Origin of the sequence: Pseudomonas sp. TH15, from assembly GCF_016651105.1 — a bacterium.
Lineage (GTDB): Bacteria > Pseudomonadota > Gammaproteobacteria > Pseudomonadales > Pseudomonadaceae > Aquipseudomonas.
This window is the reverse complement of record NZ_JAEKEL010000001.1, coordinates 4,356,111-4,380,505: the sequence shown is the minus strand read 5'-3', so window position 1 is coordinate 4,380,505 and position 24,395 is coordinate 4,356,111. Positions and strand designations below refer to the sequence as shown.

Genomic DNA, 24,395 nt, shown 5'->3' with positions numbered 1-24,395 from the left:
TTTATGCCTGGAGGAAAGCATGGGCGCAGCAGAACAGATCGATATCCACGGCGAGAAGGGCGGCAGCAGCAAGCCGAAGTCGCCGGTCGAAGCCAGCGACAGCCTGCGCTCGACCAACTTGGCAAAACTGCTTATCGCCGTGGGCGAGGGCGAGTTCGACAGCGTCCCGACCGATTACGACATCTACCTGGACAACACGCCGATCCGCGATGCCAGCGGCAACTACAACTTCCCGAACGTCCGTTGGGATTGGCGTTCAGGCTCGGTCGACCAGACGTATATCCCGGGCATACCGGCGGTCGAGAACGAGACCTCGCTGAACGTCGAACTGCGCAGCGATTCGGCTTGGGTCCGCTCGATCACTAACATTCAACTATCGGCGGTACGCATGCGCCTGGCGTGGCCAGCCCTGCAGCGCGCTGATGACGAAGGGAATATCGGTGGTTACCGCATCGAGTACGCGATCGATGTAGCCACCGACGGCGGCGCTTATCAGCAGGTGCTGGTGGACGCCGTCGACGGCAAGACCACCACGCGCTACGAGCGCTCGCGCCGAATCGACCTGCCTGACGCAACTACGGGCTGGCAGATCCGCGTGCGGCGCCTGATGCCGAACCAGAACAGCAACAAGATCGCCGACACGATGCTGATCGCCGGTTACACCGAAGTGATCGACGCCAAGCTGCGCTACCCGAACACTGCGCTGCTCTACATCGAGTTCGACGCCGAGCAGTTCACCAATATTCCGGCCGTGACCGTGAAGTGCAAGGCGCGGCGCTGGATGGTGCCAAGCAACTACGACCCGATCCTGCGCACCTACACCGGCACGTGGGATGGTTCTATGAAATCCGCCTGGACGAACAACCCGGCGTGGATCACCTACGGCGTGTGCACCGAAGACCGCTTCGGCCTGGGCAAACGCATCAAGCCATTCATGGTCGACAAGTGGGAGCTTTACCGCATCGCGCAGTACTGCGACCAGCTGGTGCCGAACGGCCTTGGCGGCGTCGAGCCGCGATTCCTGTGTGACATGAACCTGCAAGGCAAGGCGGATGCCTGGTCGCTGCTGCGTGATATCGCCGGCATTTACCGAGGCATGACCTATTGGGCGCAAGGCCAGTTGGTGATGCAGGCCGACATGCCGCGCGCGCAGGACTTCGATTACGTGTTCACTCGCGCCAACGTCATCGATGGCAAGTTTTCTTACGGCAGCGCCTCGGCGAAGACCCGTTACAACCGGGCACTGGTCAGTTATGACAACCCGGCAAACAACTACGACACCGATGTGATTCCGTTCGCTGACCTTGAACTGCAACGCCGTTACGGCGACCGGCCGACCGAGCTGAGCGCCATTGGCTGCACTCGCGCATCCGAGGCTCAGCGGCGCGGCAAGTGGGCGATCCTCAGCAACAACCAAGACCGCACCGTGTCGTTCAAGACCGGCATGGAAGGCGTCATTCCGCTACCGGGGCATATCATCCCGGTGGCGGATTCCCTGCTGGCCGGGCGGGAGGTTGGCGGGCGGATCTCGTCAGCGTCCGGTCGCGTAGTAACCCTTGATCGTGACACGCAGGCCAAGGCCGGTGATCGGCTGATCATCAACTTGCCCGGCGGGCGCGCCGAAGGCCGCACGGTGCAAAGCGTGAATGGCCGCGCCGTGACCGTCACGACGAACTACAGCGAGCCGCCGATCACGCAATTGCAATGGGCGCTCGACGCCGATGACCTCGCTATTCCGCTGTACCGTGTGCTGCGCACCAGGCGCACGACCGAGGGCGATTTCGAGATCAGCGCTCTGCAATACGAGCCGAGTAAGTTCGCCTACATCGACACCGGCGCTCGCTTGGAGGAGCGGCCCATCAGCGTGATCCCGATCACCGTTGTGCCGGCGCCAGCGAGCGTGACCGTCGTTTCGACGTCGGCGATCGTTCAGGGCCTGGCTGTGGCCACGATGACCATCAGCTGGCCGGCCGTGCCCGGCGCCGTCGGCTATGACATCGAGTGGCGTAAGGACAGCGGCAACTGGATCAAGATGCAGCGCACCGGCATGACCAACGTCGACGTGGTTGGTATTTACGCCGGCGCTTATGTGGCACGGGTGCGCGCAGTGAGTGCGTTCGACATCACGTCGATCTGGCGCAACTCGATCCTGACCAACCTCAGCGGCAAGCAGGGTCTGCCGCCGGCACTCAGCTATCTGACAGCTACGCCGCTGCTCTTTGGCATCTACCTGAAGTGGGGTTTCCCACCAGGTGCAGAGGATAGCCAGCGCACTGAAATCTGGTACAGCCAGACAACTCAGCTCGACATGGCTACCAAACTGACCGACCTGGCTTATCCGCAAAGTGACTTCTCCATGCTCGGCTTGCGCGCCGGCGTGACTTTCTATTTTTGGGGCCGGATCGTGGACAAGATCGGCAACATCGGGCCTTGGTATCCGATCGGCATTGGCGTGCAGGGGCAATCGAGTTCCGACGCGGCAGCAATTCTGGAGATGATCGCAGGGGAGATCGGGCGTACCGAGTTGGGGCAAGACATCCTCGACGAGATCGACAAGATTCCGGGGCTCCAAGCGCAGATCGATGCACTCGATGGGCTGAAGGGTTACGACCCGGAAGCGACCTACGAGGAATATGACCTAGTGGTGGTTGGCAAGCGGATCTATCAAGCCACGGGCGCGGTGCCTGTGGATACACCGCCGCCGAATCCGGCCTATTGGCTTGACGTCGGGCAAACCGTGCAAACCGCAAACGGCCTGGCTCAGCAGGTCGCAACGAACACGTCGGATATCACTGAGCTTGACGGCGTGGTCACTGCCCAGGCAACAGCGTTTCAGGCGCTCCGGGCTTCCTATCGCGACGAAGATGGCGAGGGTGAAGCGCAGGATGCGCTGCGCGGCTGGAATGCCACGACCAGCTTTGCCGAAGAGGTCAAGGTTCGGGCAACGCAGAACAGCGCGCTGACGCAGCGGGTCACAACGCTTGATGCCGAAGTGGGCGAAAACACTGCAAACCTGACCGAGCTGGAACAGACGGTCGCCACGAACGAGGAGGCCACGGCCACCAAAATCACTCAGCTGACCGCCACGGTCGGAGAGAACACATCCGCCATTCAGGAAACCTCCGAGGCTTTTGCAGATCTCGACGGCAACCTGAAAACGATGTGGTCGGTGAAGATGTCGGTTACTGCGAATGGTCAGTACGTGGCTGCGGGCATCGGCCTTGGCATCGAGAACGTGAACGGTGTTTTCCAAAGTCAGTTCTTGGTGGCTGCTGATCGGTTCGCCATCGTCAACACCATCGCCGGCGGCGCCATCTCGGTGCCGTTCGCGGTTCAGGGCGGCCAGGTGTTCATGAACTCGGCTTTCATCGCTGACGGCACGATTACCAACGCCAAGATCGGCAGCTACATCAGCTCGACCAACTACATCCCCGGCCAGCAAGGCTGGATTCTCAATAAAGACGGAACGCTCGAGATCAACGGCATTGTCCCCGGACAGGGGAGGCTGGTGATCAACTCGCTGAACGTCTCGGTCTACGACGCGAACAATGTGTTGCGTGTCCGTCTCGGATGGCTGGGGTAATCAATGGCACATGGAATGCGGATCTGGGGCGCCGACGGCGCCCTTCAGGTCGATGAGAATTCGTTCACCATTCGCGTGGTTCTTTCAACGCTGGTTACGTTCGCCGCCGTCAAGTCCAACCAGGACTTTTCGGTTCCCGGTGTGGGGCCGGCGAACGGCTGTGCGATTGTGGTCCCAATCGGTACGTATACCAACCAACAACAGCAGTTCGAAACTGAACTCGTCGACAACGTGGCGCGGGTCTACAACCACACGCGAGGGTACGCCAGTATGGTCGCTTCAGGGACGATGAGACTGATCGTGATGAGGTTCAACTGATGGCGGGATACGGCCTTCAATTCACAAACAACAGCAACGCGGTGACCATCGATTCGGAGTTTGCCCGGTTGATGGTCATTGCCAGCGGGAGATATGCGCCGACTGAAGAAGGCGGCATGGGTTCAACAACTTACTTCGCGAGGCCGGTGACATCTCAAGAGCCGCCGCTGGTATTTGTCCGGCCGGACAACAGCACTCTGATTGCAGGACTGAGCAACATGCGGTTGATAGGGTCAGCCGGAAACTGGACTGGGTTCTACGTTCGGACTTACAGCAGCGCAACTGCTCAGCCGAACGGACGCTATTTTGTGGGAGCGTTCGCGGCGCAAGCTGTCGCGCAGTACGGCATGCGACTTTGGGACGGAACCGGAAAAATGCTGTTCGACTCCGGAACGCCTAACGCCACATTTACGCGGTCTTTCCAGAGCTGGACATACCTTAAATCTGATCAGGATGATCAGGGCCTGTACAGAAATTATTATTCTGTGCCGTTCAGCTTCCCTCAAAACGAATTCATGCTGATCAACAATTTCGGCATGACGATGGTTTCCGGCGGAAACATCCCTAGGCAGCTCTACTGCACTTGGGATTTTTCGGCGGGAAATCTCTACGCAGTAACAGTGGCCGCCAACAATCCATTCAATTTTTTCCTTCCCGCTGTATTCGCAAAACAAGCCGCCTAACTTCTCACTTATAGGAAAAGTCCATGACCTGGTACAAATCAGGAACGGTCTCTGTCGCTCAAAATTCCAATGCCGTGATCGGTGTCGGCACGGCTTTCATCGCGAACAGTCGGGTCGGTGATGCTTGGATCGGCCCGGACAGTGGGCTGTATGAAGTCACCAACATTGCAAGCGATACAGCTCTATCGATCTCGCCTCCGTACAGGGGGCCGACGGTCGTGGGCGGAACCTACGCCCTTGCGCCGATGCAGGGCTATTTGAAAAACACCGCCGACGCGTTACGTCAGGCATCGCTTGAGGTTGGCGACGCGCTGGATGGTCTCGAAGAGAGCGTTCTCTCGGCATCGACTTCGGCTGCGTCCGCCCTGGCATCTAAGAATGCCGCGGCGCTATCGGAAACCAGCGCCGGCAGCTCGGCAGCCACCGCAGTGGCATCAAAAGATGCTGCTGCACTTTCAGCTGGGTCGGCATTGGCCTCAAAAAATGCCGCCGCCGTGTCGGAAACCAACGCAGGGGTCTCGGCCGCTGCCGCTCTCGCCTCCAAAAACGCAGCAGCGACGTCTGAGACGAACGCCGCCGCATCGGCTGCGACCTCAGCCTTTTTGGGCGTAGGTCGAGGATACATCGATGGGCTGGTGCTGGAATTCGTTTCGCTGACATCCATAAAAATCAAAGCAGGCTCGGCATTTGTCCCAGCGCTTAACCGAACAGTGACGCTCGCTGCTGACAAGACCATTTCCCCAGCTCTGTCAGCTTCGGCTTTTCATCATGCCTACCTATACGAAAACGCCGGAGCGGGGGACATCGAGATTTCGAGCACTGCTCTCCCGACTGCATATTTCGGGTCTGCCAATCAGAAAACCGGGGATGCATCCCGCCGATACATTGGCAGCTTCCTAACGGCCAACAACGCGGCGATCTGGAAATTTCACCATGAGTCTCGGCGCAACTTTGTCCGGTACATCGAAAACCTGACCACGGCGCCTTTCCTCGTTCTTACCGGAACAGCCGCAACAACTCCAACACCGGCCAGTTGTGCTGCTGTCGTTCCCCGAACAGGGCATACGGCATTGGCTTCGGTGTATGCGGGAACGGGTCTGTATTTCAGTAGCAGCGACAGCCCATCGGCGCTGAGTAACACTTCTTGGGGTGTCGGCTACAGTACTGGGCCGACCACCCAATATGACCTTTATTTGAGTCGCGGCACGGGTGTCGAGCAGCAGTTCCGATATTTCGGATTGGCAGCGGCAGCGGTGTTTACCCTCGTTCATGGCTACTACTTCGACAGGTGATCAGCATGCCCTACGCAATAACTATCAATGGCTGGCGAGCGATTACAGAGGGGATGGCATTGCAGGACGGGGAGACTTATGTCGAAGACATTCCCCAGGCGCTGCTTGAGGTCGTTGCCGCTGCCAGTGTGCGCGCCGAAAAAGTTCAAGCCGAAGATGCCTGGCGCGACCAGGAAGTAGTCGCCATCAACAATCAATTGATGGCTATCGAGGAGGCAGAGGCAACCGGTGAAGATACCGGCGTACTGCCCGGAACGCGCCTGCAATGGCTTCAGTACCGCACAAAGGTGCGCAACTGGAAAGAAGGATCCGAGAGCTTTCCGGATTGTGACCATCGACCAAACCGCCCTGAATAAATCGACGACTTACGAAGGCCCGCCATTGAGCGGGTATTTTTTTGCCTGGAGAAAAGCGATGCCTGTTACCGATAAAGACCGAGACACCCTCGCACGCACGCTGTGGGGGAGGCCCGCGGCGAGAGCCTGGCCGGCCAGATCGCCGTAGCCTGGACCATCCGCAACCGGGTGAATGACGGCAAGGATAAATCGTGGTGGGGCGAGGGCTACGCCGGCGTCTGCCAGAAACCGTATCAGTTCAGTTGCTGGAACAAGAACGACCCGAACTTCGCCTACCTGATCGGCGCGAAGCAGATCCCGTTTCGCGAACTGGCGCAGGCGCGGATTGCAGCCGACCAGGTGATCGACGGCAAGGTGCAGGATCCTACCGGTGGTGCCACGCACTATTACGCGCTCAGCATGAAGACGCCGCCGGCGTGGGCAGCGAAGGCAAAGCAGACGCTGAGCCTGGGCGGGCACATTTTCTTTAAGGATGTGCCGTGATGGTCGTGCCGTGGCGCTTGATCGGCGCGCTGGCGCTGGTGTTGATCGGCGCCGGCAGCGCTTGGCAGTTTCAGGACGGGCGCTATGGGAAGCAGTTGGCGGAACAGGGGCGGCTGCACGCCGAAACCCTCGATCAACTGACCCAAGCCGCGGCCACCGCGCAGCAGGCCGATCAGGACAAGCACCTGGCGCTCGAGCAGCGCCTGTCGGCCAGCGACCAAACCCACTACAAGGAACTGACCGATGCCCAAACCAATCAGGCTCGCCTGCGTGATCGTCTTGCCACTTCTGATTTGCGGCTGTCAGTCCTCCTCGACGCCGCGGATTCAGCCGGTGGCTGTTCAGTGCCAGCCGGTACCCAAGCCGGCGGCGTGGTTCATGGAGGAGCGCGCGCCCGACTTGACCCAGCGCATGCTCAACGAATTGTCGCCATCACCGGTGAAGGTGACCGGGGATTGATCGCGCTACAGGCTTGTCAGGACTATTTGAGGAACCTGCAGCACTGATTGCTCCAAGTCATTCTTGCGATGCTGCCAGTCGTGAACCATTATTCAGTTTCGAACTGGATGACTGGTGGAATGGACAAACAACTGGCTGGCTACTCAATCGTGATGACGGTTATCTGGGTTTCAGTGGTTCTTGCAGTCATTTATTGGATGTCGTAGTGAATGTAATGGGGGCTGACGTGGAAGGCGTGGTGCTGAGCGAAAAGATGCAGCGAGAAGCAGATCGGCTGCTGGCGCAGATTGTCCGGGCGGATTCGATGATCATCGCTGTGAAGGCGGGGGCACGGGCTGATGGCTTCGTGCTTGGTCTGGAAACCGGCGGGGCTTTGCGCTCCGGTGATGCTGAAAGGCTGTACATCATTTTTGAAGCTGCGCTGGTGGAGCGGCTGAAAACGCTGTCGCATAGTTCATGAACCGGGGCGCCTGACCAAAGCGCCCGTTCATCTCATGGTTCTGTCAGCGTAGAGCCGCTGGCAGCAGCCTGTTTTCTGCCCAGAGAGAAGTTGATAGCATCCCAAAAGCCTCAGAAAAAAAGGATGCCAAGATGACGGATGGTCGCTTTTCAGTAAGCCCTGATACAGCCGTTACGCTCGGCGATCGGCTTCGCCAAGAGCGTGTGAGACTCAATATGAGCCAGCAAGATTTCGGCTCAATCGGCGGGGTGAAGACGGATGCGCAATACAAATACGAGCGTAGTCTTCGGATTCCAAAAGCAGACTACCTTGCTGAAATTGCGAAGGTTGGTGTGGATATTCTTTACGTCATAACAGGAAACACTGCGCCAACAGTTTCGAATGACTCAATGAAAAATTAGTGCGACCTTGAAAGGGTTGGCTATAGTTGAATTTGTCCTGCAACACCTTTAGCCCGCGTGCTCCTTCGCGGGCTTTTCTTTGGCTGAAATTTAACGGTGGGGGCCAATTGGCATCCGCTTCCATTGTTGAGCTTTCAAGTGAGGGCAGTTGGGATCAGCTTTTTGACAAACCCTTGTCCGGCGCAGGTCGAACAATCGTCGCGCTCACCAAAGCAATCACGGCAGGTGGGGCAGATGCAAAAGGCCGCCAACTCGATGTGAGGGCGCACTTTTTCAAAGACGCGCAGATCCCGGTCCTCCTGGGTAATCTGAGCCGCATCAACCAGTGCTCGGTAAGCTTCCGGGTCGTCGATGGGGGTGTGGCAAATTCCGCGGATCATCCGCTGCGTCTCGATCAATTGGTACCGCCGCCCGTGCATCTCCAAAATCAGCCCTGTGATCTTGCCGACATTTCGGGAAAGCCCCAGATTCAGGTGTATCCCCTCTGGGCCCGAGTAAACCTTGCCGTCATAGGAAGATGATGCGCAGCGCGGCTCGGTAGTTGCGAAGTAGAAGATTGAGCGGCTGATCGTGCCCAACAACTCTCCGTTGTCGATCCGCACGACGTCATAGGTCGACGCTCCGCGGTACTGGCCCGGCGAGTTCTGCAACTCCTCAACTGCATGCCAGTACGCGGCGTCTGCCATTTCGCCCATGTCGAACCGCTCAAGCTGATCAATCAGTCCTTCGCGATGGAGAGCTGCTGCCATCTCATGGAGTGTTTCCCGGTGGCCTTCAGGGTTTTGCATACGGAAGCCCTGGTCGTCGAGTGTGGCGCGCCATTGCTTGAGCCGGAGGGTTTTCGCTTGGTCGAAATTCATGGAGCAAGGTTCGCTGTACAAATGCTGTATTTATGTACAGTAATATAGGTGCGGCGAGCAGACGAGGAGGAGGCGACGAAATGTAGGAAAGTGACTAGGCTAGCGCCACCTGACCTCAAGGATGACTTCCATGCCAAATAACTCAGACTCCAACATTGCTACAGCGGATGCACTGACATTGCTTCTGCATAACCAGCATGCGCTAGGGGCTGCGATAGAGGAGGTCACGAAATGGCTTTCAGAGAGTGGCGTAGAAATTGTTGCGGAGAACGCAATCGTGGCCATGGAAACCTTGGACACAAATGCGAAAGCAATCACCGACGCGATTACACGGTTACGCCAATTGTAGAGGCGCCTTCGAGGGCGAGCTGGTTTTCGTTGATCTTGAAGAGCCGGGAAGGGAGCAGGTCGGAGTTGGGCATTTTTGGTTTCCTCTTTGAACGAAACCAGAGTAGCAGGGGGTGATCTGTCGGCGGAACGCCGCGAGTTGGATTATGCAAAACAGGCATGATGCTGGAAGACGAAATAGCAGCGATCACCTCCGGGATGCCGCCAATTTGATAGAGAATTTCGGGTCGCAATGAATTTTCAATATCCGAAAACATTGGGCGAAACATGGGTGTTTAGAGAGTAATTGCGACCCGGAAAACAGGCTGAAAGCCTCAGCCCGCTTGGTTTTCTCCTAGGACTTAAAATCCCCCGCTCGTAAGGGCGTGCCGGTTCGATTCCGGCTTCGGGCACCATCTTAAATCAAGGGTTTGCGGGCGAAAGCTGATGCAAGCCCTTGTTTGTTTCTGGTCCGCTATTTTGAACTTGGCCCGCCATTCACTTTGTGGGCATGAGTTTTTACCCTTACGATCGCGAATGTAACTGGTCATCACCACGGTGGTATGCCCAAGTTGATCCTTGCCCCGCATGATGTCGCCGCTTGATTCAGCCTTGTCGGGGCCAGCACGTGCCACGAAGTGATTTTATTAAATTACGTTCGCACAATCGTTCCCGCCTTTACCTCGTCAGCGTAGCGGCGAATCTTTTCTTGCTGGTCCTTCAGTAGAGCGGAGATCTTCATAAGCTCAATGGCCTCATCTGGGGACTTGCCGCGGCCGGCCATGTTGGTCAATTGGGCCACTGCCCAGCCGACAACGGCGGTCGCATCCTCAAGGTCGTAAAACAGTTCCTGCTGTGCTGTCCTGGGGCCGTCGAGTCCTTGTATGAGATCTGTCATCTAGCCGCTCTCCCCATAGAAGTGGTGTAGCGCTATCAGTTCAAACATAGCCACGAAAACGCAGAGAACAACGAAGCCAGGGCTAAAGACCCGCTTGCGATTGGATGAGCCTCCGCCCGGAAAGCTTAGATTTGAACCGTCGGGAATCATTAAGATTAAAAGCGCCAGCCAGGCATAGCCCGCTACCTTGGTCCAGAAGCTTTGGTTTCGCCACTGCGTCATGCATGCTCCTCTTTATCACGCGTTATCCGGCCCACCTTCACCTCATCAACATGGCGGGCATCCAGACTGGCCGTCGCACTTTCCGATCTGCATCTATAGTGAAATTCCCAAGTCCAGCAGGTGGGTTTCACTATGAAGCGCTTAGTTCTGTTAATCGCATCTTTCGTTGTCGCCACGCCACTTTTCGCCGCAAACGATTTGTGCGCGATCAATCTACAGAAACTACACGAGCTCAAACAGACGGCAGTCATGGGGCAGCCTGCATTGGGTGAAATTCAACAAGCGCGCAAGGATGCCGAGGCCGCGCAAAAGGCAGGGGATACGCAGAAGTGTATTGATTTGACGAACAGGGCTCTGAAAACAGTTAAAGACGTTCAGGGCAATAACTGATGCGTAATGGGCCGATGTTGATCGGCCCATTTTTTACGCAGTTCTAAACGAAAGATTGATGGGCAAAGCCCCGTGGCAAGCGTTGCAGTCCTGCCATTGCGGTCAACCGATCGGTCCACTCAGCACGCCAGTTAACGGCGTGGTGCGTGGCTTTCGCCTGTCGAGTGACGCGGCGAGCGGCGTTACGTTGTTCTTTTCTCGCCTCTTTGTAGGCATCAGTGTTACGGCAACTGCGGCATTTCACGCGATTGAGTTCGCGACTGGCGCTGAGGTTTTGGCCTTTATGGCCACAGGCCAAATGCCCGTCGACGTTGAAATGGATAACCATGAACAGTCTCCTTCGTGACGTGTAACAGTTATGACAACTGACAGGCCACAGTGTTCGGCAACGTAAACGACCAACAAAAAAACACCCGCATGCGGGCGGGTGTTAAGGGGATATCAAAAGGAGTTAGTTCACTGTAGGCGCGCAGATGTGATGGTTATGTGAAAAGAACCAGGTTGCCGCGCGAGGAATACAAAAGCCGCTCAAGACGTCTCTCGGTGACGCTACAGTCGCCGCTCTTCGCCCCGTGACAAATGCTGCGAGATGATGGCTCCCTAAGCTGGAATCGCCTGGCCGCCAGCTTCCGCCAAACCCCAAGCCTCACCCTGTGGCGAGGGAATTTATCCCCGCTGGGTTGCGAAGCAGCCCCAAAACCTTAGAACCCGGTACATCAAACACACCCTGTGCACCGGGTTTACGACTGCTGCACAGCCGAACGGGGATAAATCCCCTCACCACAATGGTTGTTCATTCAGCCGGGTCTCTGGATCCCCTGTAGGAGCTGCCGCAGGCTGCGATCTTTTGATCTTGATCCAGAGGCCGTTAAATTACCTGAAGCGCGGTAGCGGCCTATCGACAGGCTTGAGCGCTGACAGCGTGCTGCGAATCAGCGGTGCGTCTTTCTCGATGTCGTTCAGTCGGTCACGAATTTTCAGGGCCGTAGGGTGCCCGCCTTGATGATCGACCCAGTCGGCAATTTCCTTGCAAGCGGCCGCGAGGCGAGCCTGACGAGAGTCAAGCAGGGTGAGCAGGGTGGTGATGGACTCTTTTTCGGACATGGCAAACACCTCCTTCGAAGGAATCTGACAAGTGGCAGCAAAAAGCCCGCGGGTGCGAGCTCTCTGCTGATGGGGTCGCTGGTCCTTCAGCTGATTTCAGTATAGACCCGCTTATGATCGGCATCAGCCGGAGAACTGGCGGGCTGGTAAGGGTGAACTGGCTGCGTTGAGGCGCTTGCATTCGCGCTCGGCGTCGTCTTGCGCGTCATAGCCATCACCGATGAAACCGTCGGTGCGCGTGTCGCGGATGCGGAACCAGCTTTTCGCTTCGGCAGGATCATGCTGGCTATCTCCGGCGCGTCGACCGTGAATGATGATCTTGTTGCAACGCTTCACGACGAATATGTCTTCCATGGCGTCACCGCAGTTGATTCGTGTCAGATCAACTATAGAAGTCCCTGACGATCGTGCAAAAAATACACAGTTCAGCTCGTCGGTTGCCACTGCCAGCCCTCGGGGTGCCACGTCAGGCAGTGGGTGGGATTTAACGCCCGGAGAAACGCATGGTCGTGAGAAACCGCGACAATCGCGCCGGGAAAGGTCTGTAACGCTCGTTCAAATGCTTGAATGGACGGCAGATCAAGATGATTGGTGGGTTCGTCAAGCAACATCAGTTGCGCCGGTATCTGGCGCCATAGGGCCAAGGCCAGCGCAGCTTTCAAGCGTTCACCGCCGCTGAGTGAGGCGCAGGGCTGGGTAGCCCGCTGTGCGTTCAATTGCAGGTGTGCCAGGTAACTGCGCAAAGTACCCTCGTCCAGCTGTGTCCGCTGGGCCTGCAGCTGTTCGACAATGCTGGTTTGATCATCAAGTATCTTCAATTGCTGATCGAGAAAGGCGAATGGCACATAGGTATTGCACACACCGCTCACCGGTAACCGTTTTGTGGCGAGCATTTTCAGCAAGGTCGATTTTCCGCAGCCGTTCGGGCCGCTGATGGCAACGCGCATCGGCCCGTGGAGGTTCAGGTTCACGTGGGTCGGCGGTGCATCGATTGGCAGCCACGGCAAAACGGCATCCATCAATGTGCACACTTGGCGGCCATTCGGAACGACACTTCCCGAGAGATTGATAAGCACACCATCATCAGGCACGACCTTCGCGTACGCCTCACGAACGCGCTCGTCCAGATCGGACTTGCGCGCCTGATGACCGGCCTTTACGTGACCCATGATTTCCCTGGCGGCGGCTTTCATGGCCGTGCGCTCGAAGCTGGCTACGTTAGCCGTTTGCGCGTTGCGCCGACTACCGGCGGCGTGGCGCTGGATCGTATCGTGCTCACGTTGCAGTCGTGTGCGTTCACGCTGGCGCTCAGTGCGGGCTTGATCGAGCTGCGCCTGAGCCGCCGCTTGCTGGCGTCGGCGCTGCTCGACGAAATCCGCATAGCTGCCGCTAAACACTGTCGCGCCCAGCGGCGTCAGTTCCACGATCTTTTGCATGTGTTCCAGCAACTGCCGATCATGGCTGACCACAATCAGGCCACCGCGCCATTGCTTGAGGCTGCTCAATAGCCATTGCCTGCCTGCGCTGTCCAGATGATTGGTCGGTTCATCGAGTATCAGCAATTGAGCCTGGCTCAACAGTGCGCCAATCAGGGCGATCCGGGCTTGCTGACCGCCGCTGAGGTTTTCCGTCAAATCCGCCGCAATAATGTCGTTGAGCCCGGCTTCGTCGAGGCGCTGACGCAGGCGCTCCGCAAGATCCCATTGGTCGCCAATGATGTCGAAATCGTCGCCAGTGACCTGACCGCGATGCAGCCGTTCGAGTGCCGCGAGTACCGGCGCTGTGCCGGTTGCCTCGGCCACCGTCTGCCCGGATGTGGCGACGAACACTTGCGGGACATAAAGCACAGGCACCGCATTTACCACAGTGCCGGCGGTGGGCAGCAGTTGTCCGGCAATCAGGCGTGCGAGCACGCTTTTGCCGACACCGTTGCGCCCGACGATGGCGGTCGGTAAGTGATCGAATTTGAGATTCAGTGCGTCGAAAATCGTCTCGCCATTATCGAATTGAAAAACCAATTGATTCAGGGAAACGAGTGCGGGCGTACGCGAGACGTGAGTCATCGGCACCTCCAGAAAAATGTCGTGAAAACTGACAAGCGCCGTTCAAGGCGTGTCGCGATTACATTTTTAGAAGGCCGGGTTGTTCACTTCTGCGGTCGTCCTGAGGAGGGAGAGGTGGCTAGCCTAGACGACGATGCGCAGTCGATCAAGGCGAGTCTGTCATCTCGCTCATTCGTTCAAGAAACATTGCCAGCGCCACCTCTTCGGCCCGGAGCCCTTTTCGTACCCGCGGCCGAGGCAATTGGGCCAATGCGCCGAGCAGAAATCCATCCACCACCGCCGGGTGGATGTAGCATTTGCGGCACACCGCCGGAGTGTTGCCCAGCTGCTTGGCGACATTTTTGACCATCTCAACCACATGCCGCTTGGCGTCGGATTCCGGCTCCCATTGCAGTTCTCGCAATAGCGCCAACGCCAGAGCGCTGCCGGCCCAGGTGCGGTAGTCCTTGGCAGTGAAGTCGGCACCGGTGAGGGTTTGCAGGTAGGCGTTGACGTCGGAGGAGCTCACGGTGTGGCGCTCGCCGTTTTCGTCCAGGTACTGAAACAGGTTTTGCCCGGGGATTTCCAGGCAGTGCCTGACGATCCGCGCCAGGCGTCGGTCTTTCACGGTGATCTGATGTTCGACGCCGCTTTTGCCACGGAACTGGAACTTGATTGCACTGCCATTGACCTCGACATGCCGACTGCGCAGGGTGGTCAGGCCATAGGAGCGGTTGTCCCTGGCATATTGGGTGTTGCCGACGCGGATCAGCGTCGCATCGAGCAGCGTGATGACCGTGGCCATGACCTTGTCGCGGCTGAAGCCAGGCGCTGCCAGCAGGGCTTCCAGCTGTTTGCGCAGTTTCGGCAGGGCTAGGCCGAAATCCCTTAGGCGCGAGTACTTGTCGGCATCACGCACCTCGCGCCAGCGCACGTGATAACGGTATTGCTTGCGACCCCGGGCATCGCGGCCGGTGGCTTGCAGATGGCCGCGCGGGTCGGCGCTGATCCACACGTCGGTGTAGGCCGGCGGCACTGCCAGGGCGTTGATGCGTTTGATTTCGACAGGGTCGCTGATGCGTTGACCCGCCGGATCGAAGTAACAGAATTTGCCGCGCAGTTTTTTGCGGGTGATGCAGGGCTGAGTGTCATCGACGTAATGCAGGTCGGGCGGCAGCACATCGGTCAGCGCGGTATCGGGCATGGCGGTGGTCCTGGGCAGCAATTCGAGGGCTTGTACAGCCATTGACCGCGCGCTGTCGCCGTGGTGCCAACGAATTCAGGCCAGTACGGCCACCGCTTTGATCTGGGCCCAAAGTTGTTGGCCGGGATGGATGCCCAGTTGATCGCGGGAGTAGCGGGTGATTCGCGCCAACAGCGGTGTGCCGCCAGCCTCAAGGCGAATCAGCACGTGGGCCGCGTTGTCGGCGCCCAGTTCACTGACCACTGTGACCGGCAAGCGATTGAGGATACTGCTGTGTTCGACGCTGTGCAGGCTCAAGCTGACATCCCGCGCCTGCACTTTGCAGCGCAGCGCCTGGCCCACCGTCATCGGTGCGTGCGTCACGCGGATGTTCATCTCGGTGGCTGGCAGTTGCAAGGTCAGCAGTTGATAGTCGGCATCGTAGGCACTGACGTGGCCCTCGATCACTACGCCGGCGTCGTCACCCATTGCCAGCGGCAGGTCGAGGCGGGCCAGGGTTTCGCCGATCGGGCCGCTGGCCAGGGCCTTGCCTTCACTGAGCAGGACAATGTGGTCAGCCAATCGCGCGACTTCATCCTGGGAATGGCTGACGTAGAGCACCGGAATATCCAGTTCATCGTGTAGCCGTTGCAGATACGGCAGGATTTCGTTTTTGCGTTGGCTATCCAGCGCCGCCAGCGGCTCATCCATCAGCAACAGTTTCGGGCTGGTGAGCAGGGCGCGAGCGATGCCGATGCGCTGGCGTTCGCCACCGGACAGGTGCTGCGGATGACGGTCCAGCAGATGGCTGATGCCCAGCAGTTCGGTGGCGTGCGCCATATCGACCCGGCGTTGCTGTTTGGGGATGCGTTTGAGGCCGAATTCCAGGTTGGCCAGCACCGACAGGTGCGGGAACAGGCTCGCCTCCTGGAAGACGTAACCGATTGCACGTTTGTGCGGCGGGACGAAAATCTTCTTGCTGCTGTCTTGCCAGACTTCATCGTTGACCTGGATGAAGCCTTCTTCGGCTTGCTCCAGACCAGCAATGCAGCGCAGGCAGGTGGTTTTGCCCGAGCCGGAGTGGCCAAACAGCGCAGTGACGCCACGGCCAGGCAGTTGCAGATCCACATCCAGGGCGAACCCCGAATAGTGCAGTTTCAGGCGCGTTTGAATCATCGATCAGCTCCAGCCAGCTTTGGTTTTACGGCTGGAGTAGAGCGCCATCAATACCAGGAAGGAGAACACCAGCATCGCCCCGGCCAGCCAATGGGCCTGTGCGTATTCCATGGCCTCGACATGATCGTAGATCTGCACCGACACCACACGAGTCTTGTCCGGAATATTGCCGCCGATCATCAGCACCACGCCGAACTCGCCGACCGTATGGGCGAAGCCGAGAATGGCGGCGGTGATGAAACCGGGGCGGGCCAGCGGCAGGATCACGCTGAAAAACGTGTCCCAAGGATTGGCGCGCAAGGTTGCGGCCACTTCCAGTGGGCGAGTACCGATGGCGGAAAAAGCGTTTTGCAGCGGTTGCACCACAAACGGCATCGAATACAACACCGAGCCGATCACCAACCCTGCAAAACTGAATGTGAGGGTGCCCAGCCCCAGTGACTGGGTGAACTGACCGACGAAGCCGTGAGGCCCGAGCGCCAGTAACAGATAAAAGCCAATCACCGTGGGCGGTAGGACCAGGGGCAGGGCGACGATCGCCCCGACCGGGCCGCGTAACCAGGAACGGGTGCGCGACAGCCATAACGCAATTGGAGTGCCGATAACCAAGAGGATGACGGTCGTCAGGGACGCCAGTTTCAGGGTCAGCCAGATGGCGGAAAAATCGGCACTCGATAGCGTCATTTAGAGTTGGTAACCGTAGGACTTGATGACAGCAGCGGCTTTCGGACCCTTGAGGTATTCAACCAGTGCCTTGGCGGCCGGGTTGTCTTTGCCTTTGTTGAGGATCACCGCGTCTTGTTTGATCGGGTCGTGCATGCTCGCCGGAACGATCCAGGCCGAACCGCTGGTGACTTTGCCGTCTTTGTAGATCTGCGACAAGGCCACGAAGCCCAGTTCGGCATTACCGGTGGAGACAAACTGGTAAGCCTGAGTGATGTTCTGACCTTCGACGATCTTGTCCTTGACCTTGTCGGTCAGGCCTTCTTTGGCGAGCACCTGAGTCGCAGCCAGGCCATAAGGCGCGGCTTTCGGGTTAGCGATGGACAGGTGCTGATATTCGTTTTTCTTCAGCACGTCGCCCTTGGCATCGACGTAACCTTCCTTGGCCGACCACAGCACCAGGGTGCCGATGGCGTAGGTGAAGCGCGAACCTTTGACGGTGTCGCCTTCGGTTTCGAGTTTTTGCGGGGTGGTGTCGTCTGCCGAGAGGAACACTTCGAACGGCGCGCCATTTTTGATCTGGGTGTAGAACTGACCGGTCGCGCCATAGGCCGCTACCAGTTTGTGCCCGGTGTCTTTTTCGAAATCGGCGGCGATCGCCTGGATCGGCGCGGTGAAGTTGGCAGCAACCGCCACCTGGACTTCATCCGCCTGGGCCGAGCCCAAAGCGAATACAGCGAGCAGGCTCGCCAGGCAAGTAGGGGCGAAACGTGAGGCACGAATGGTCATGAAACGGCTCCGTGGTAGGCAAGTGCAGTGGGCAGTTTTTATAGGGGGTGAACTGCGCCGATGCGAGGGGTGAAACGCTATATATCGGAATATATAGCGAAATGCCTGTAAACGGAACTTTGCCGGCGTGGCTGAATGTTGACGCTGCACCTGTGGCGAGGGAGCTTGCTCCCGCCGGAGCGCGAAGGGCCCCCGCTTGTTCCCGGAAAAGAAGGGGACTGCTGTGCAGTCCGACGGGAGCAAGCTCCCTCGCCACAATTTTTGTATTCGCGTTGGGAGATTTAGCGGCCAGTTAGTTTCGCCAGCGCTTCTTCAGCCAAATGCTTTGTTAGCTCAGCCGTCGTCAGTTCAACGCCCAGAGTGAACGCCTGCCCAGCCCACAGATTGGCGAATTGCGCCGGTTCCTTGGCCCGCAACGGCATCAGTGCACCACCGGCCAGCGGAAAGGCTGGTGCCTTATCGCTCATCGGCCCCAGTTCACGCATCACCCGATTCAGAATCCCCCGCGCCGGGCGCCCGGTGAACAGGTTAGTGATTGCCGTCTCGCTGTCCTTGGCCGTGCGCAACGCCTTGTGGTGGGCCGCGCTGATCTTGGCTTCCGGGGTGAACAAATACGCTGTACCCACCAGCACCGCCGAGGCGCCCAGGTGAAACGCTGCGGCAATCCCTCGAGCGTCACCAATCCCGCCCGCGGCAATCACCGGGACTTTCACCGCGTCGACGATCTGCGGCACCAGTGCAAAAGTGCCCACCTGACTGCTTAAGTCTTTACTGAGAAACATCCCGCGATGACCGCCAGCCTCGTAACCCATGGCGATGATCGCGTCGCAACCGTGTTGCTCCAGCCAGATCGCTTCTTCAACATTCGTCGCCGATGACAGAATCTTTGCGCCGGTGGCTTTTACCCGATCCAGTAGCGACTTCTCTGGTAGCCCGAAGTGAAAACTCACGACCGTCGGACGAAATTCCTCGATGACTGCGCACGCCGCGTCATCGAACGGCGCCCGATTGGATACCGGCGTCGGTGCGTCGAAATCGATACCCAGTTCGCGATAGTACGGCTCCAGCAGATTTTTCCAGTCCCGGGCTTTTTGCTCATCGGCGGCTGGCGGTTGATGGCAGAAGAAGTTGACGTTGAATGGGTGCTGGCTGTGCTGGCGAATGGTTTTCAGCTCTTCGCGCAACTGCTCGATACTCAACATCGCGGCGGGCATTGAGCCCAGGCCACCGGCGTTGCTCGCCGCAATTACCATCGATGAATCGGTCGCGCCGGCCATGGGCGCCTGAATAATCGGCAGTTCGATCCCGAGAAGGTCAAGAATGCGGGTGTCTGGCCATTGGCTCATTTGAAAGCTTCTCCGACGTCAAAACAGGGCAGGGACGGTAGTGCCGGTTTTGTATCAGCAAAACCGGACCCAGAGCCAGTTCGAAATTCAGAACCGCTTGTTCAGGTTTTCAGCGTCGGTGAAATCCGCCACCACCACCTCCTCCAAACGAATGGTTCATGAATTGCGAGGAGTTGTGAAAGTTGTTGGTGCGCTGGTTACCCATATTGCGCGCAGCGGATTCCCGGTTGAGGTTCTGCAATTGCGCGTTGTTGTTGATGGGGGCAGTTCGTGTCGCACCGCCCTTGACCATCGACTGCCAGCCGTCGTTGGTCTTTTTGTAGACGTTACCGTCATGCCCGGCGTAGACATTGTCGCCGATCTTGGCGGCGCTGCTATTGCGCCCTTGGACACCTTTGTACTGGGTGGTGTTGCCGGTGTTGGGGTTGTAGACCGCACCGCGGCTGGCAGTGACTTGAGTGCCATTGCGCACGTTGCCTGCCGTGACTTTCTGACCGGCAATGGCCCCGCCGTTGGGACCTGCCGCGACCCCGCTGCGTCCCGCCGCATAGTTGCCGGTGTAGACGTTGTGCACTGCGCCGCGCTGGCCAGCCGTGGCGACACCTGTGCGTGAGTTGTAGGAAGAACCGACCTGGCCGGCCCAGCGATTGCCGGTCCAGGCGTTGTAGCCGGCACCGTAGCGGCTGACCGAGGCGCGATCACCCCATTGGCGGTAGATGTTGCCCGTGCTGCCGGCCCAACCACCCGGACCCCAGGCCACCGCGCCGCCGTGATAACCATAGGCCGCTCCACCCCAAGGCATTGGCGCTGGATACAGGCGTGGTCCCCAAGCGTAACCCCAGCCGTAATTGCCCCACCAAGGGTAGGCGCCCCAGCCCCAGCCCATGGCCACGGTGCTGCCTCCCCAACTCCAGCCGAAACCGAAACCGAAGGTCCAGCCAGTCCAGGGCGTGTAGCGAATCGCGACGCCAAAACCGTAGGTCACTGGCGGCCCGTACCAAACGTTGCCGACCCAAGGTGTGTAAGGGTAACCGGTGCCATAGACCACCACACCGCTGGCCGGGTCCACCGTAGAGCCTTGGTACCCCGGCGTGTAACCCACCACCACGGTGTCGCCGTTGGCTTCATAGACTTTGACATAGGTGATGTAGTGCATTGGTGAGCTGGGCGGAATCGAGTAAATCACCGCCGGCACCGAAGTCGCCACCGACCATGGCCCCTGAACCGAAGTGGCGCTGAACCAGATACCGTTCTCGACTGCATACCAGCTATTGGCATCGACCATGATGATCGGCGTTGGCGTGTTCACCACATATTGCAGCGGCGTACCGCTGATAGCCTTGAGTTGCGGTTGACCATCGAACTGCGGCGCGGTCATTTTCACCTGGCTTTTCTTTATTGCCGAGGTCTGCGGGATGGTTGCCGCAATCGCTGCTTCCCGGGCCTGAGGCGTACCGGCCACCGAGGCTTTGACGTTCTCTTTGGCGCTGTCATCGGGGATGTTGGCGAAGTCGGCCGGTAATTTGTCCGCCGGGGCGAAGGTCCAGGGCCCTTTCAAGTCAGCCGCTTTGAACCAGCGTCCGGAGATCAGCACATAGCTGTCCTGATCGCCGACTTCCTTGAAGATATGCCCGGTGGTGTTGGTCACATAGAGCAGTTGGGTGCCCTGGATCGGCTGCCATTGAGGTGCGCCGTCGGTGACGATCAATTCAGTGGGCGCAGTTGCGATATGAATCTGTGGGATCGGTGGCTTGGCCAGTGTCGGAATTTTGTCCTTCGGGTCGCTCTGACCTGTTAGCAGATCCACCTGACGACTCTGGATCGCCGCTTTCTTGGCTTTTTCCAGATCGGCTGAAGGCGAGGGCAGTGGTGTGTACTGGCCGCCCAGTTCATCGGCCACCATCCAGCCATCGAACACATGCAGATAATGTTTGCCCTGGGCATCCTTGAGCAGCAACGGACGGGTGTTGATGACCCGCTGCAACGCAGTGCCGTCCACCGGCCGGTAAGCCGGCTCGCCATCGATGTACACCAGCAGCGCCGGGACGTCGGAAGTGATGATGGTCGGCGGGGTATTTTCAATGGGGTCGCTGCTGGATTTCTGCTCGGCAGCGAGTACGCCGACGGCGGCTTCGAGCTGATCCAGAGAAATGGTTTTCTTGCGGCTTTGAGCATCCTTTTGCAGGGCTGCGAGCCAGGTCTCGGACTGACTGGCGTCCGCCGGGAAATCGGCTTTGACGATTTGGTACTGGTCAAGCGCGACCCAGCGAGTGGCCTTGTCGACCAGGGTGTGGGCACTGAATTGAACAATCCCGAAGGTGGACTTGCCATCGGCGCCGGTCGCTTCGACGGCGGCGCGGGCGTTCAAGGTGTAGCCATCCCAACTGTCGAGTTGCGGTTGATACACCGTTAATTTCGCCTTGCCGCTGGTGATGACTTGCGGCCATGTCGGTTCGCTCGGCGCAGCATCAGCCGCCTTCGGGGCGGTCGCCGCCCACGCGTTGCCAACTGTCAAAAAACACAGCATCAACATCACAAACAACGCACGGGGGTAAGACATCGTCAGCTCCATCGACAGGCCGTTTTCATGAGGAGTAATCGCGAACTTACGGCAGTCGAAAAAGCATAGTCGCCCGCCATGGAAATACCCGGCCGATTCGCGGATTGGCGCAAAGTCGAGTGTGGCAATGTGTTGCGATGTGGTATTTCAAGGCACGATATTCTGAAAAACCGTCATGCGAGGCCATCATGTTCAACGCCATTGTGATCAACAAAGACGACAGCGGTTATCGCACCGAACTGCAGCGGATCAACGAAGATCACTTGCCGGAGGGCGATGTAACGGTGCGCGTTGCTTACAGCACGCTGAATTTCAAGGACGGTCTGGCGATTACCGGCAGCAGTCCTGTCGTGCGCAAGTTTCCGATGGTACCGGGGATCGATCTGGCGGGGACTGTCGAAGTCAGTTCGCATCCCGACTATAAAGTCGGCGATCAAGTGCTGCTTAATGGTTGGGGCGTCGGTGAGTCGCATTGGGGCGGCCTCGCACAAAAAGCTCGACTCAATGGCGACTGGCTTATCCCGTTGCCCAAAGCCTTTAGCGCGGCCCAAGCCATGGCCATCGGCACCGCGGGCTACACGGCAATGCTGTGTATTCTGGCGCTTGAGCGCAATGGCGTGACGCCAGAACAGGGCGAAGTGCTGGTTACCGGCGCCAATGGCGGTGTCGGCAGCTTTGCGATCGCGTTGCTCGGCAAGCTCGGCTATCGCGTGGTGGCGTCGACGGGGCGAGTGGCAGAGCATGAGTATCTGACGCAGTTGGGTGCCGCCGAAATCATTGACCGCGCCACGTTGTCCGAGCCGGGCAAGCCCTTGGCCAAGGAGCGTTGGGCGGCGGTGATTGACTCTGTCGGCAGTCACACATTGGCGAATGCCTGCGCGAGTACCCGTGCAGAAGGCACCGTCGCCGCCTGTGGTCTGGCCCAAGGCATGGATTTTCCTGCTTCCGTGGCGCCATTCATTTTGCGCGGCGTCACGTTGGCCGGCATTAATAGCGTGACTCAGCCTAAAGCGCGTCGTTTGCAAGCCTGGGATCATTTGGCCAAGGATCTGGACTTCGCCCTGTTGTCACTGATCAGTCACGAAATCGCCTTGAGCGAAGCCGTCGGCGCAGCGTCAAAATTGCTTGCCGGACAGCTGCGCGGACGGGTTGTGGTCGACGTCAATCGCTGACAAAGTGAGCGCCATTGCGGCGCTACGCAGGCGCCCTCAATCAGCAGGGAGCGAAACTTTCGATGGACTTGAAACGGCAGCAGATCAATGCGTTCACGGTGTCCGGTCTGAGCGTGCGCACGACCAATGCGGCGGAACACAATCCTGAGACGGCGAAGATCGGCTCGATGTGGGGGAGTTTTTCGGCAAGGGATTTACCGAGAGTATTCAAGGCAAGCGCGCCGATTCTCCGGTTTACGGCGTGTATTCGGCTTACGAGTCCGATGCCTCCGGGCATTTCGATGTCATCGCGGGTGTCGCGGTGGACGAGGCCTCTGCGGATTTCCAGTCAGTCACCATTGAAGCGGGCGACTATCTGGTGTTCGAAGCGCAGGGGCCACTGCCTGACGCAGTAATCGCCACCTGGGGGAAAGTCTGGACGTTCTTCGAGGAAAACCCGCAGATTCAGCGTCGCTACGCGACTGATTTCGAAACCTACACAGGTCCCGAGTCAGTCGCGATCCATATCGGCATCCGCTAAGTCAGCTCGCGCTCAAGCAACTGACGTTTGCGCTCAACCCCCAGCGATAGCCACTAAGATTACCGTCGCTGCGCACGACGCGATGGCAGGGGATCGCGACTGCCAGTCGATTGGCTCCGCAAGCCTGGGCTACGGCACGCATGGACGTTGGGGCGCCGATGCGTTGGGCAATGTCGGCGTAACTGGCGGTGCTGCCGGCGGGGATTTCCCGCAGCGCCTGCCACACGCGTTCCTGAAATGCCGTGCCGCGGACATCCAATGGCAAATCCAGGCCAATGGCCGGTGCTTCGACAAACCCCACGACTTTGGCAATCAATTGTTCGAAGCCATCATCGGCGCCGATCAGGTTGGCTTTACGGAACTGATCCTGAAGATCGCAGACCAGTTGATGCGGATCATCACCCAGCAGAATTGCACACACCCCGCGTTCGCTTTGCGCCACCAGAATAGCCCCGAGCGAGCATTGCCCGACGGCGAAACGAATGTCGTTGTTTTGCCCGGCAGCGCGATAGTCACCCGGTTTCATGCCCAGCAATTGATCGGCAGCTTCGTAGAAACGGCTGTTGGAGTTGAACCCAGCGTCATACAACGCGTCTGTCACGGAGCCACCGTCAGCCAGGCGTTCGCGCACTTTGCGCGAGCGCTGGGCTGCGGCATAGCCTTTGGGTGTCAGGCCGGTGGCGGCTTTGAATATACGGTGGAAGTGAAACGGGCTCAGTCTGGCGGTTTCCGCCAGTTGATTGAGCGCTGGCAACGTTTCGGCAGATTCGATCTGGCGGCACGCCGTCGCCACGATTGCGGCGTGCTGCGCCGCCACCTCACTTTGGTCCTTGCCGGCGCGTTTGCTGGGGCGGTAACCCGCGGCCTGGGCCTGCTCGGCCGTCTCGAAAAATTCGACGTTCTGCGGTTTCGGCAAGCGCGCCAGGCTGCTGGGGCGGCAATAGATACCAGTGGTTTTCACCGCGTAGACAAACTGCCCGTCAGCCGATGGGTCGCGAGCTACAACGGCGGCCCAGCGTGGGTCGTTTTCGATGTTGAGGGTGGTCGAAAGCGTTTTCATGAGGGGTGGTCCGTTGGCCTGTTTGATTCAGGTTAACCAGCAGCGCGG

At 58.6% G+C, this 24,395-nt stretch carries 25 protein-coding genes and 3 pseudogenes; 13 read left to right on the top strand and 15 right to left on the bottom strand.

Going from position 1 to position 24,395, the window contains the following annotated elements:
• Positions 1-19: 19 nt before the first annotated feature.
• The 9 genes and pseudogenes from JFT87_RS19555 to JFT87_RS19515 all read left to right on the top strand — a co-directional run bounded on the left by JFT87_RS19555 (position 20) and on the right by JFT87_RS19515 (position 8,035).
• Complete coding sequence (locus JFT87_RS19555) at positions 20-3,583, top strand: host specificity protein J (protein WP_201203865.1); 3,564 nt, start codon at positions 20-22, stop codon at positions 3,581-3,583.
• A gap of 15 nt (positions 3,584-3,598) precedes the next feature.
• A complete protein-coding gene (locus JFT87_RS19550; RefSeq protein WP_201203858.1) occupies positions 3,599-3,901 on the top strand; it encodes a hypothetical protein in 303 nt (100 codons plus the stop codon).
• Positions 3,901-4,584 carry a hypothetical protein gene (locus JFT87_RS19545; protein ID WP_446739721.1) on the top strand — a complete coding sequence of 228 codons (684 nt, stop codon included), beginning with the start codon at positions 3,901-3,903 and terminating at the stop codon, positions 4,582-4,584. The genes JFT87_RS19550 and JFT87_RS19545 overlap by 1 nt, the downstream gene beginning before the upstream one ends.
• A 23-nt stretch (positions 4,585-4,607) precedes the next feature.
• Positions 4,608-5,876, top strand: a complete 1,269-nt coding sequence (locus tag JFT87_RS28470) for a hypothetical protein (RefSeq protein WP_242487273.1) — start codon at positions 4,608-4,610, stop codon at positions 5,874-5,876.
• Between the two features lie 5 nt (positions 5,877-5,881).
• Positions 5,882-6,232 carry a hypothetical protein gene (locus tag JFT87_RS19535; RefSeq protein ID WP_201203856.1) on the top strand — a complete coding sequence of 117 codons (351 nt, stop codon included), beginning with the start codon at positions 5,882-5,884 and terminating at the stop codon, positions 6,230-6,232.
• Positions 6,233-6,290: 58 nt separating this feature from the next.
• Positions 6,291-6,715: pseudogene (locus JFT87_RS19530) on the top strand (cell wall hydrolase).
• Positions 6,715-7,221, top strand: a complete 507-nt coding sequence (locus tag JFT87_RS19525; protein ID WP_201203854.1) for a lysis system i-spanin subunit Rz — start codon at positions 6,715-6,717, stop codon at positions 7,219-7,221. Before JFT87_RS19530 ends, JFT87_RS19525 begins: the two are co-directional and overlap by 1 nt.
• Positions 7,188-7,634: a hypothetical protein gene (locus tag JFT87_RS28720; RefSeq protein WP_342367184.1), complete on the top strand. Its 447-nt coding sequence runs from the start codon at positions 7,188-7,190 to the stop codon at positions 7,632-7,634. Before JFT87_RS19525 ends, JFT87_RS28720 begins: the two co-directional genes overlap by 34 nt.
• A gap of 131 nt (positions 7,635-7,765) precedes the next feature.
• Positions 7,766-8,035, top strand: coding sequence for a helix-turn-helix domain-containing protein (locus tag JFT87_RS19515; RefSeq protein ID WP_201203852.1), 270 nt, complete (start codon positions 7,766-7,768; stop codon positions 8,033-8,035).
• Positions 8,036-8,169: 134 nt separating this feature from the next.
• Here JFT87_RS19515 and JFT87_RS19510 read toward each other — a convergent pair whose 3' ends face one another.
• Positions 8,170-8,895, bottom strand: a complete 726-nt coding sequence (locus JFT87_RS19510) for a hypothetical protein (protein WP_201203850.1) — start codon at positions 8,893-8,895, stop codon at positions 8,170-8,172.
• A gap of 130 nt (positions 8,896-9,025) precedes the next feature.
• Between JFT87_RS19510 and JFT87_RS28465 the strand changes: the two genes are divergently transcribed.
• Positions 9,026-9,244 carry a hypothetical protein gene (locus JFT87_RS28465; protein WP_242485544.1) on the top strand — a complete coding sequence of 73 codons (219 nt, stop codon included), beginning with the start codon at positions 9,026-9,028 and terminating at the stop codon, positions 9,242-9,244.
• Here the strand turns inward: JFT87_RS28465 and JFT87_RS19505 are convergent.
• The 3 genes from JFT87_RS19505 to JFT87_RS28460 all read right to left on the bottom strand — a co-directional run bounded on the left by JFT87_RS19505 (position 9,222) and on the right by JFT87_RS28460 (position 10,342).
• A complete protein-coding gene (locus JFT87_RS19505) occupies positions 9,222-9,500 on the bottom strand; it encodes a hypothetical protein (RefSeq protein ID WP_201205341.1) in 279 nt (92 codons plus the stop codon). The two genes, JFT87_RS28465 and JFT87_RS19505, sit on opposite strands and share 23 nt — an antisense overlap.
• Before the next feature lie 374 nt (positions 9,501-9,874).
• A complete protein-coding gene (locus JFT87_RS19500; protein WP_201203849.1) occupies positions 9,875-10,120 on the bottom strand; it encodes a hypothetical protein in 246 nt (81 codons plus the stop codon).
• Positions 10,121-10,342 carry a hypothetical protein gene (locus JFT87_RS28460; RefSeq protein ID WP_242487272.1) on the bottom strand — a complete coding sequence of 74 codons (222 nt, stop codon included), beginning with the start codon at positions 10,340-10,342 and terminating at the stop codon, positions 10,121-10,123.
• Positions 10,343-10,474: 132 nt separating this feature from the next.
• On the opposite strand from JFT87_RS28460, the gene JFT87_RS19495 reads away from it, so the two are divergent.
• Positions 10,475-10,732 carry a hypothetical protein gene (locus JFT87_RS19495; protein ID WP_201203848.1) on the top strand — a complete coding sequence of 86 codons (258 nt, stop codon included), beginning with the start codon at positions 10,475-10,477 and terminating at the stop codon, positions 10,730-10,732.
• 43 nt (positions 10,733-10,775) lie between these two features.
• Here JFT87_RS19495 and JFT87_RS19490 read toward each other — a convergent pair whose 3' ends face one another.
• The 10 genes from JFT87_RS19490 to JFT87_RS19445 all read right to left on the bottom strand — a co-directional run bounded on the left by JFT87_RS19490 (position 10,776) and on the right by JFT87_RS19445 (position 21,595).
• Positions 10,776-11,060: a hypothetical protein gene (locus JFT87_RS19490; protein WP_201203847.1), complete on the bottom strand. Its 285-nt coding sequence runs from the start codon at positions 11,058-11,060 to the stop codon at positions 10,776-10,778.
• A 545-nt stretch (positions 11,061-11,605) separates the two neighbouring features.
• Positions 11,606-11,836, bottom strand: a complete 231-nt coding sequence (locus JFT87_RS19485; RefSeq protein ID WP_201203846.1) for a hypothetical protein — start codon at positions 11,834-11,836, stop codon at positions 11,606-11,608.
• Positions 11,837-11,959: 123 nt separating this feature from the next.
• Positions 11,960-12,190: a hypothetical protein gene (locus tag JFT87_RS19480; RefSeq protein ID WP_201203845.1), complete on the bottom strand. Its 231-nt coding sequence runs from the start codon at positions 12,188-12,190 to the stop codon at positions 11,960-11,962.
• Positions 12,191-12,261: 71 nt separating this feature from the next.
• Positions 12,262-13,899: an ATP-binding cassette domain-containing protein gene (locus tag JFT87_RS19475; RefSeq protein WP_201203844.1), complete on the bottom strand. Its 1,638-nt coding sequence runs from the start codon at positions 13,897-13,899 to the stop codon at positions 12,262-12,264.
• A 145-nt stretch (positions 13,900-14,044) separates the two neighbouring features.
• The gene (locus JFT87_RS19470) at positions 14,045-15,082 is read right to left on the bottom strand and encodes a DNA topoisomerase IB (protein ID WP_201205281.1); all 1,038 of its coding nucleotides are present in this window, start codon (positions 15,080-15,082) and stop codon (positions 14,045-14,047) included.
• Positions 15,083-15,157: 75 nt separating this feature from the next.
• Positions 15,158-16,237 carry a molybdenum ABC transporter ATP-binding protein gene (gene modC, locus JFT87_RS19465; RefSeq protein ID WP_201203843.1) on the bottom strand — a complete coding sequence of 360 codons (1,080 nt, stop codon included), beginning with the start codon at positions 16,235-16,237 and terminating at the stop codon, positions 15,158-15,160.
• A gap of 3 nt (positions 16,238-16,240) precedes the next feature.
• Positions 16,241-16,921 (bottom strand): molybdate ABC transporter permease subunit, encoded by a 681-nt coding sequence (modB, locus tag JFT87_RS19460; RefSeq protein ID WP_201203842.1) that lies wholly within the window; start codon positions 16,919-16,921, stop codon positions 16,241-16,243.
• Positions 16,922-17,689 carry a molybdate ABC transporter substrate-binding protein gene (gene modA, locus JFT87_RS19455; protein ID WP_242486247.1) on the bottom strand — a complete coding sequence of 256 codons (768 nt, stop codon included), beginning with the start codon at positions 17,687-17,689 and terminating at the stop codon, positions 16,922-16,924. It abuts the gene before it with no gap.
• A 281-nt stretch (positions 17,690-17,970) separates the two neighbouring features.
• Positions 17,971-19,035, bottom strand: a complete 1,065-nt coding sequence (locus JFT87_RS19450; protein ID WP_201203839.1) for an NAD(P)H-dependent flavin oxidoreductase — start codon at positions 19,033-19,035, stop codon at positions 17,971-17,973.
• Between the two features lie 109 nt (positions 19,036-19,144).
• A complete protein-coding gene (locus tag JFT87_RS19445) occupies positions 19,145-21,595 on the bottom strand; it encodes an autotransporter (RefSeq protein WP_201203837.1) in 2,451 nt (816 codons plus the stop codon).
• 188 nt (positions 21,596-21,783) lie between these two features.
• On the opposite strand from JFT87_RS19445, the gene acuI reads away from it, so the two are divergent.
• Together acuI and JFT87_RS19435 are read left to right on the top strand one after the other, a co-directional pair.
• Positions 21,784-22,767, top strand: coding sequence for an acrylyl-CoA reductase (NADPH) (acuI, locus tag JFT87_RS19440; protein ID WP_201203835.1), 984 nt, complete (start codon positions 21,784-21,786; stop codon positions 22,765-22,767).
• Between the two features lie 62 nt (positions 22,768-22,829).
• Positions 22,830-23,287 (top strand): annotated as a pseudogene (locus JFT87_RS19435) (GyrI-like domain-containing protein).
• Here the strand turns inward: JFT87_RS19435 and ada are convergent.
• A pseudogene (ada, locus tag JFT87_RS19430) lies at positions 23,284-24,347 on the bottom strand (bifunctional DNA-binding transcriptional regulator/O6-methylguanine-DNA methyltransferase Ada). The pseudogenes JFT87_RS19435 and ada overlap by 4 nt on opposite strands.
• Positions 24,348-24,395 lie beyond the last annotated feature (48 nt).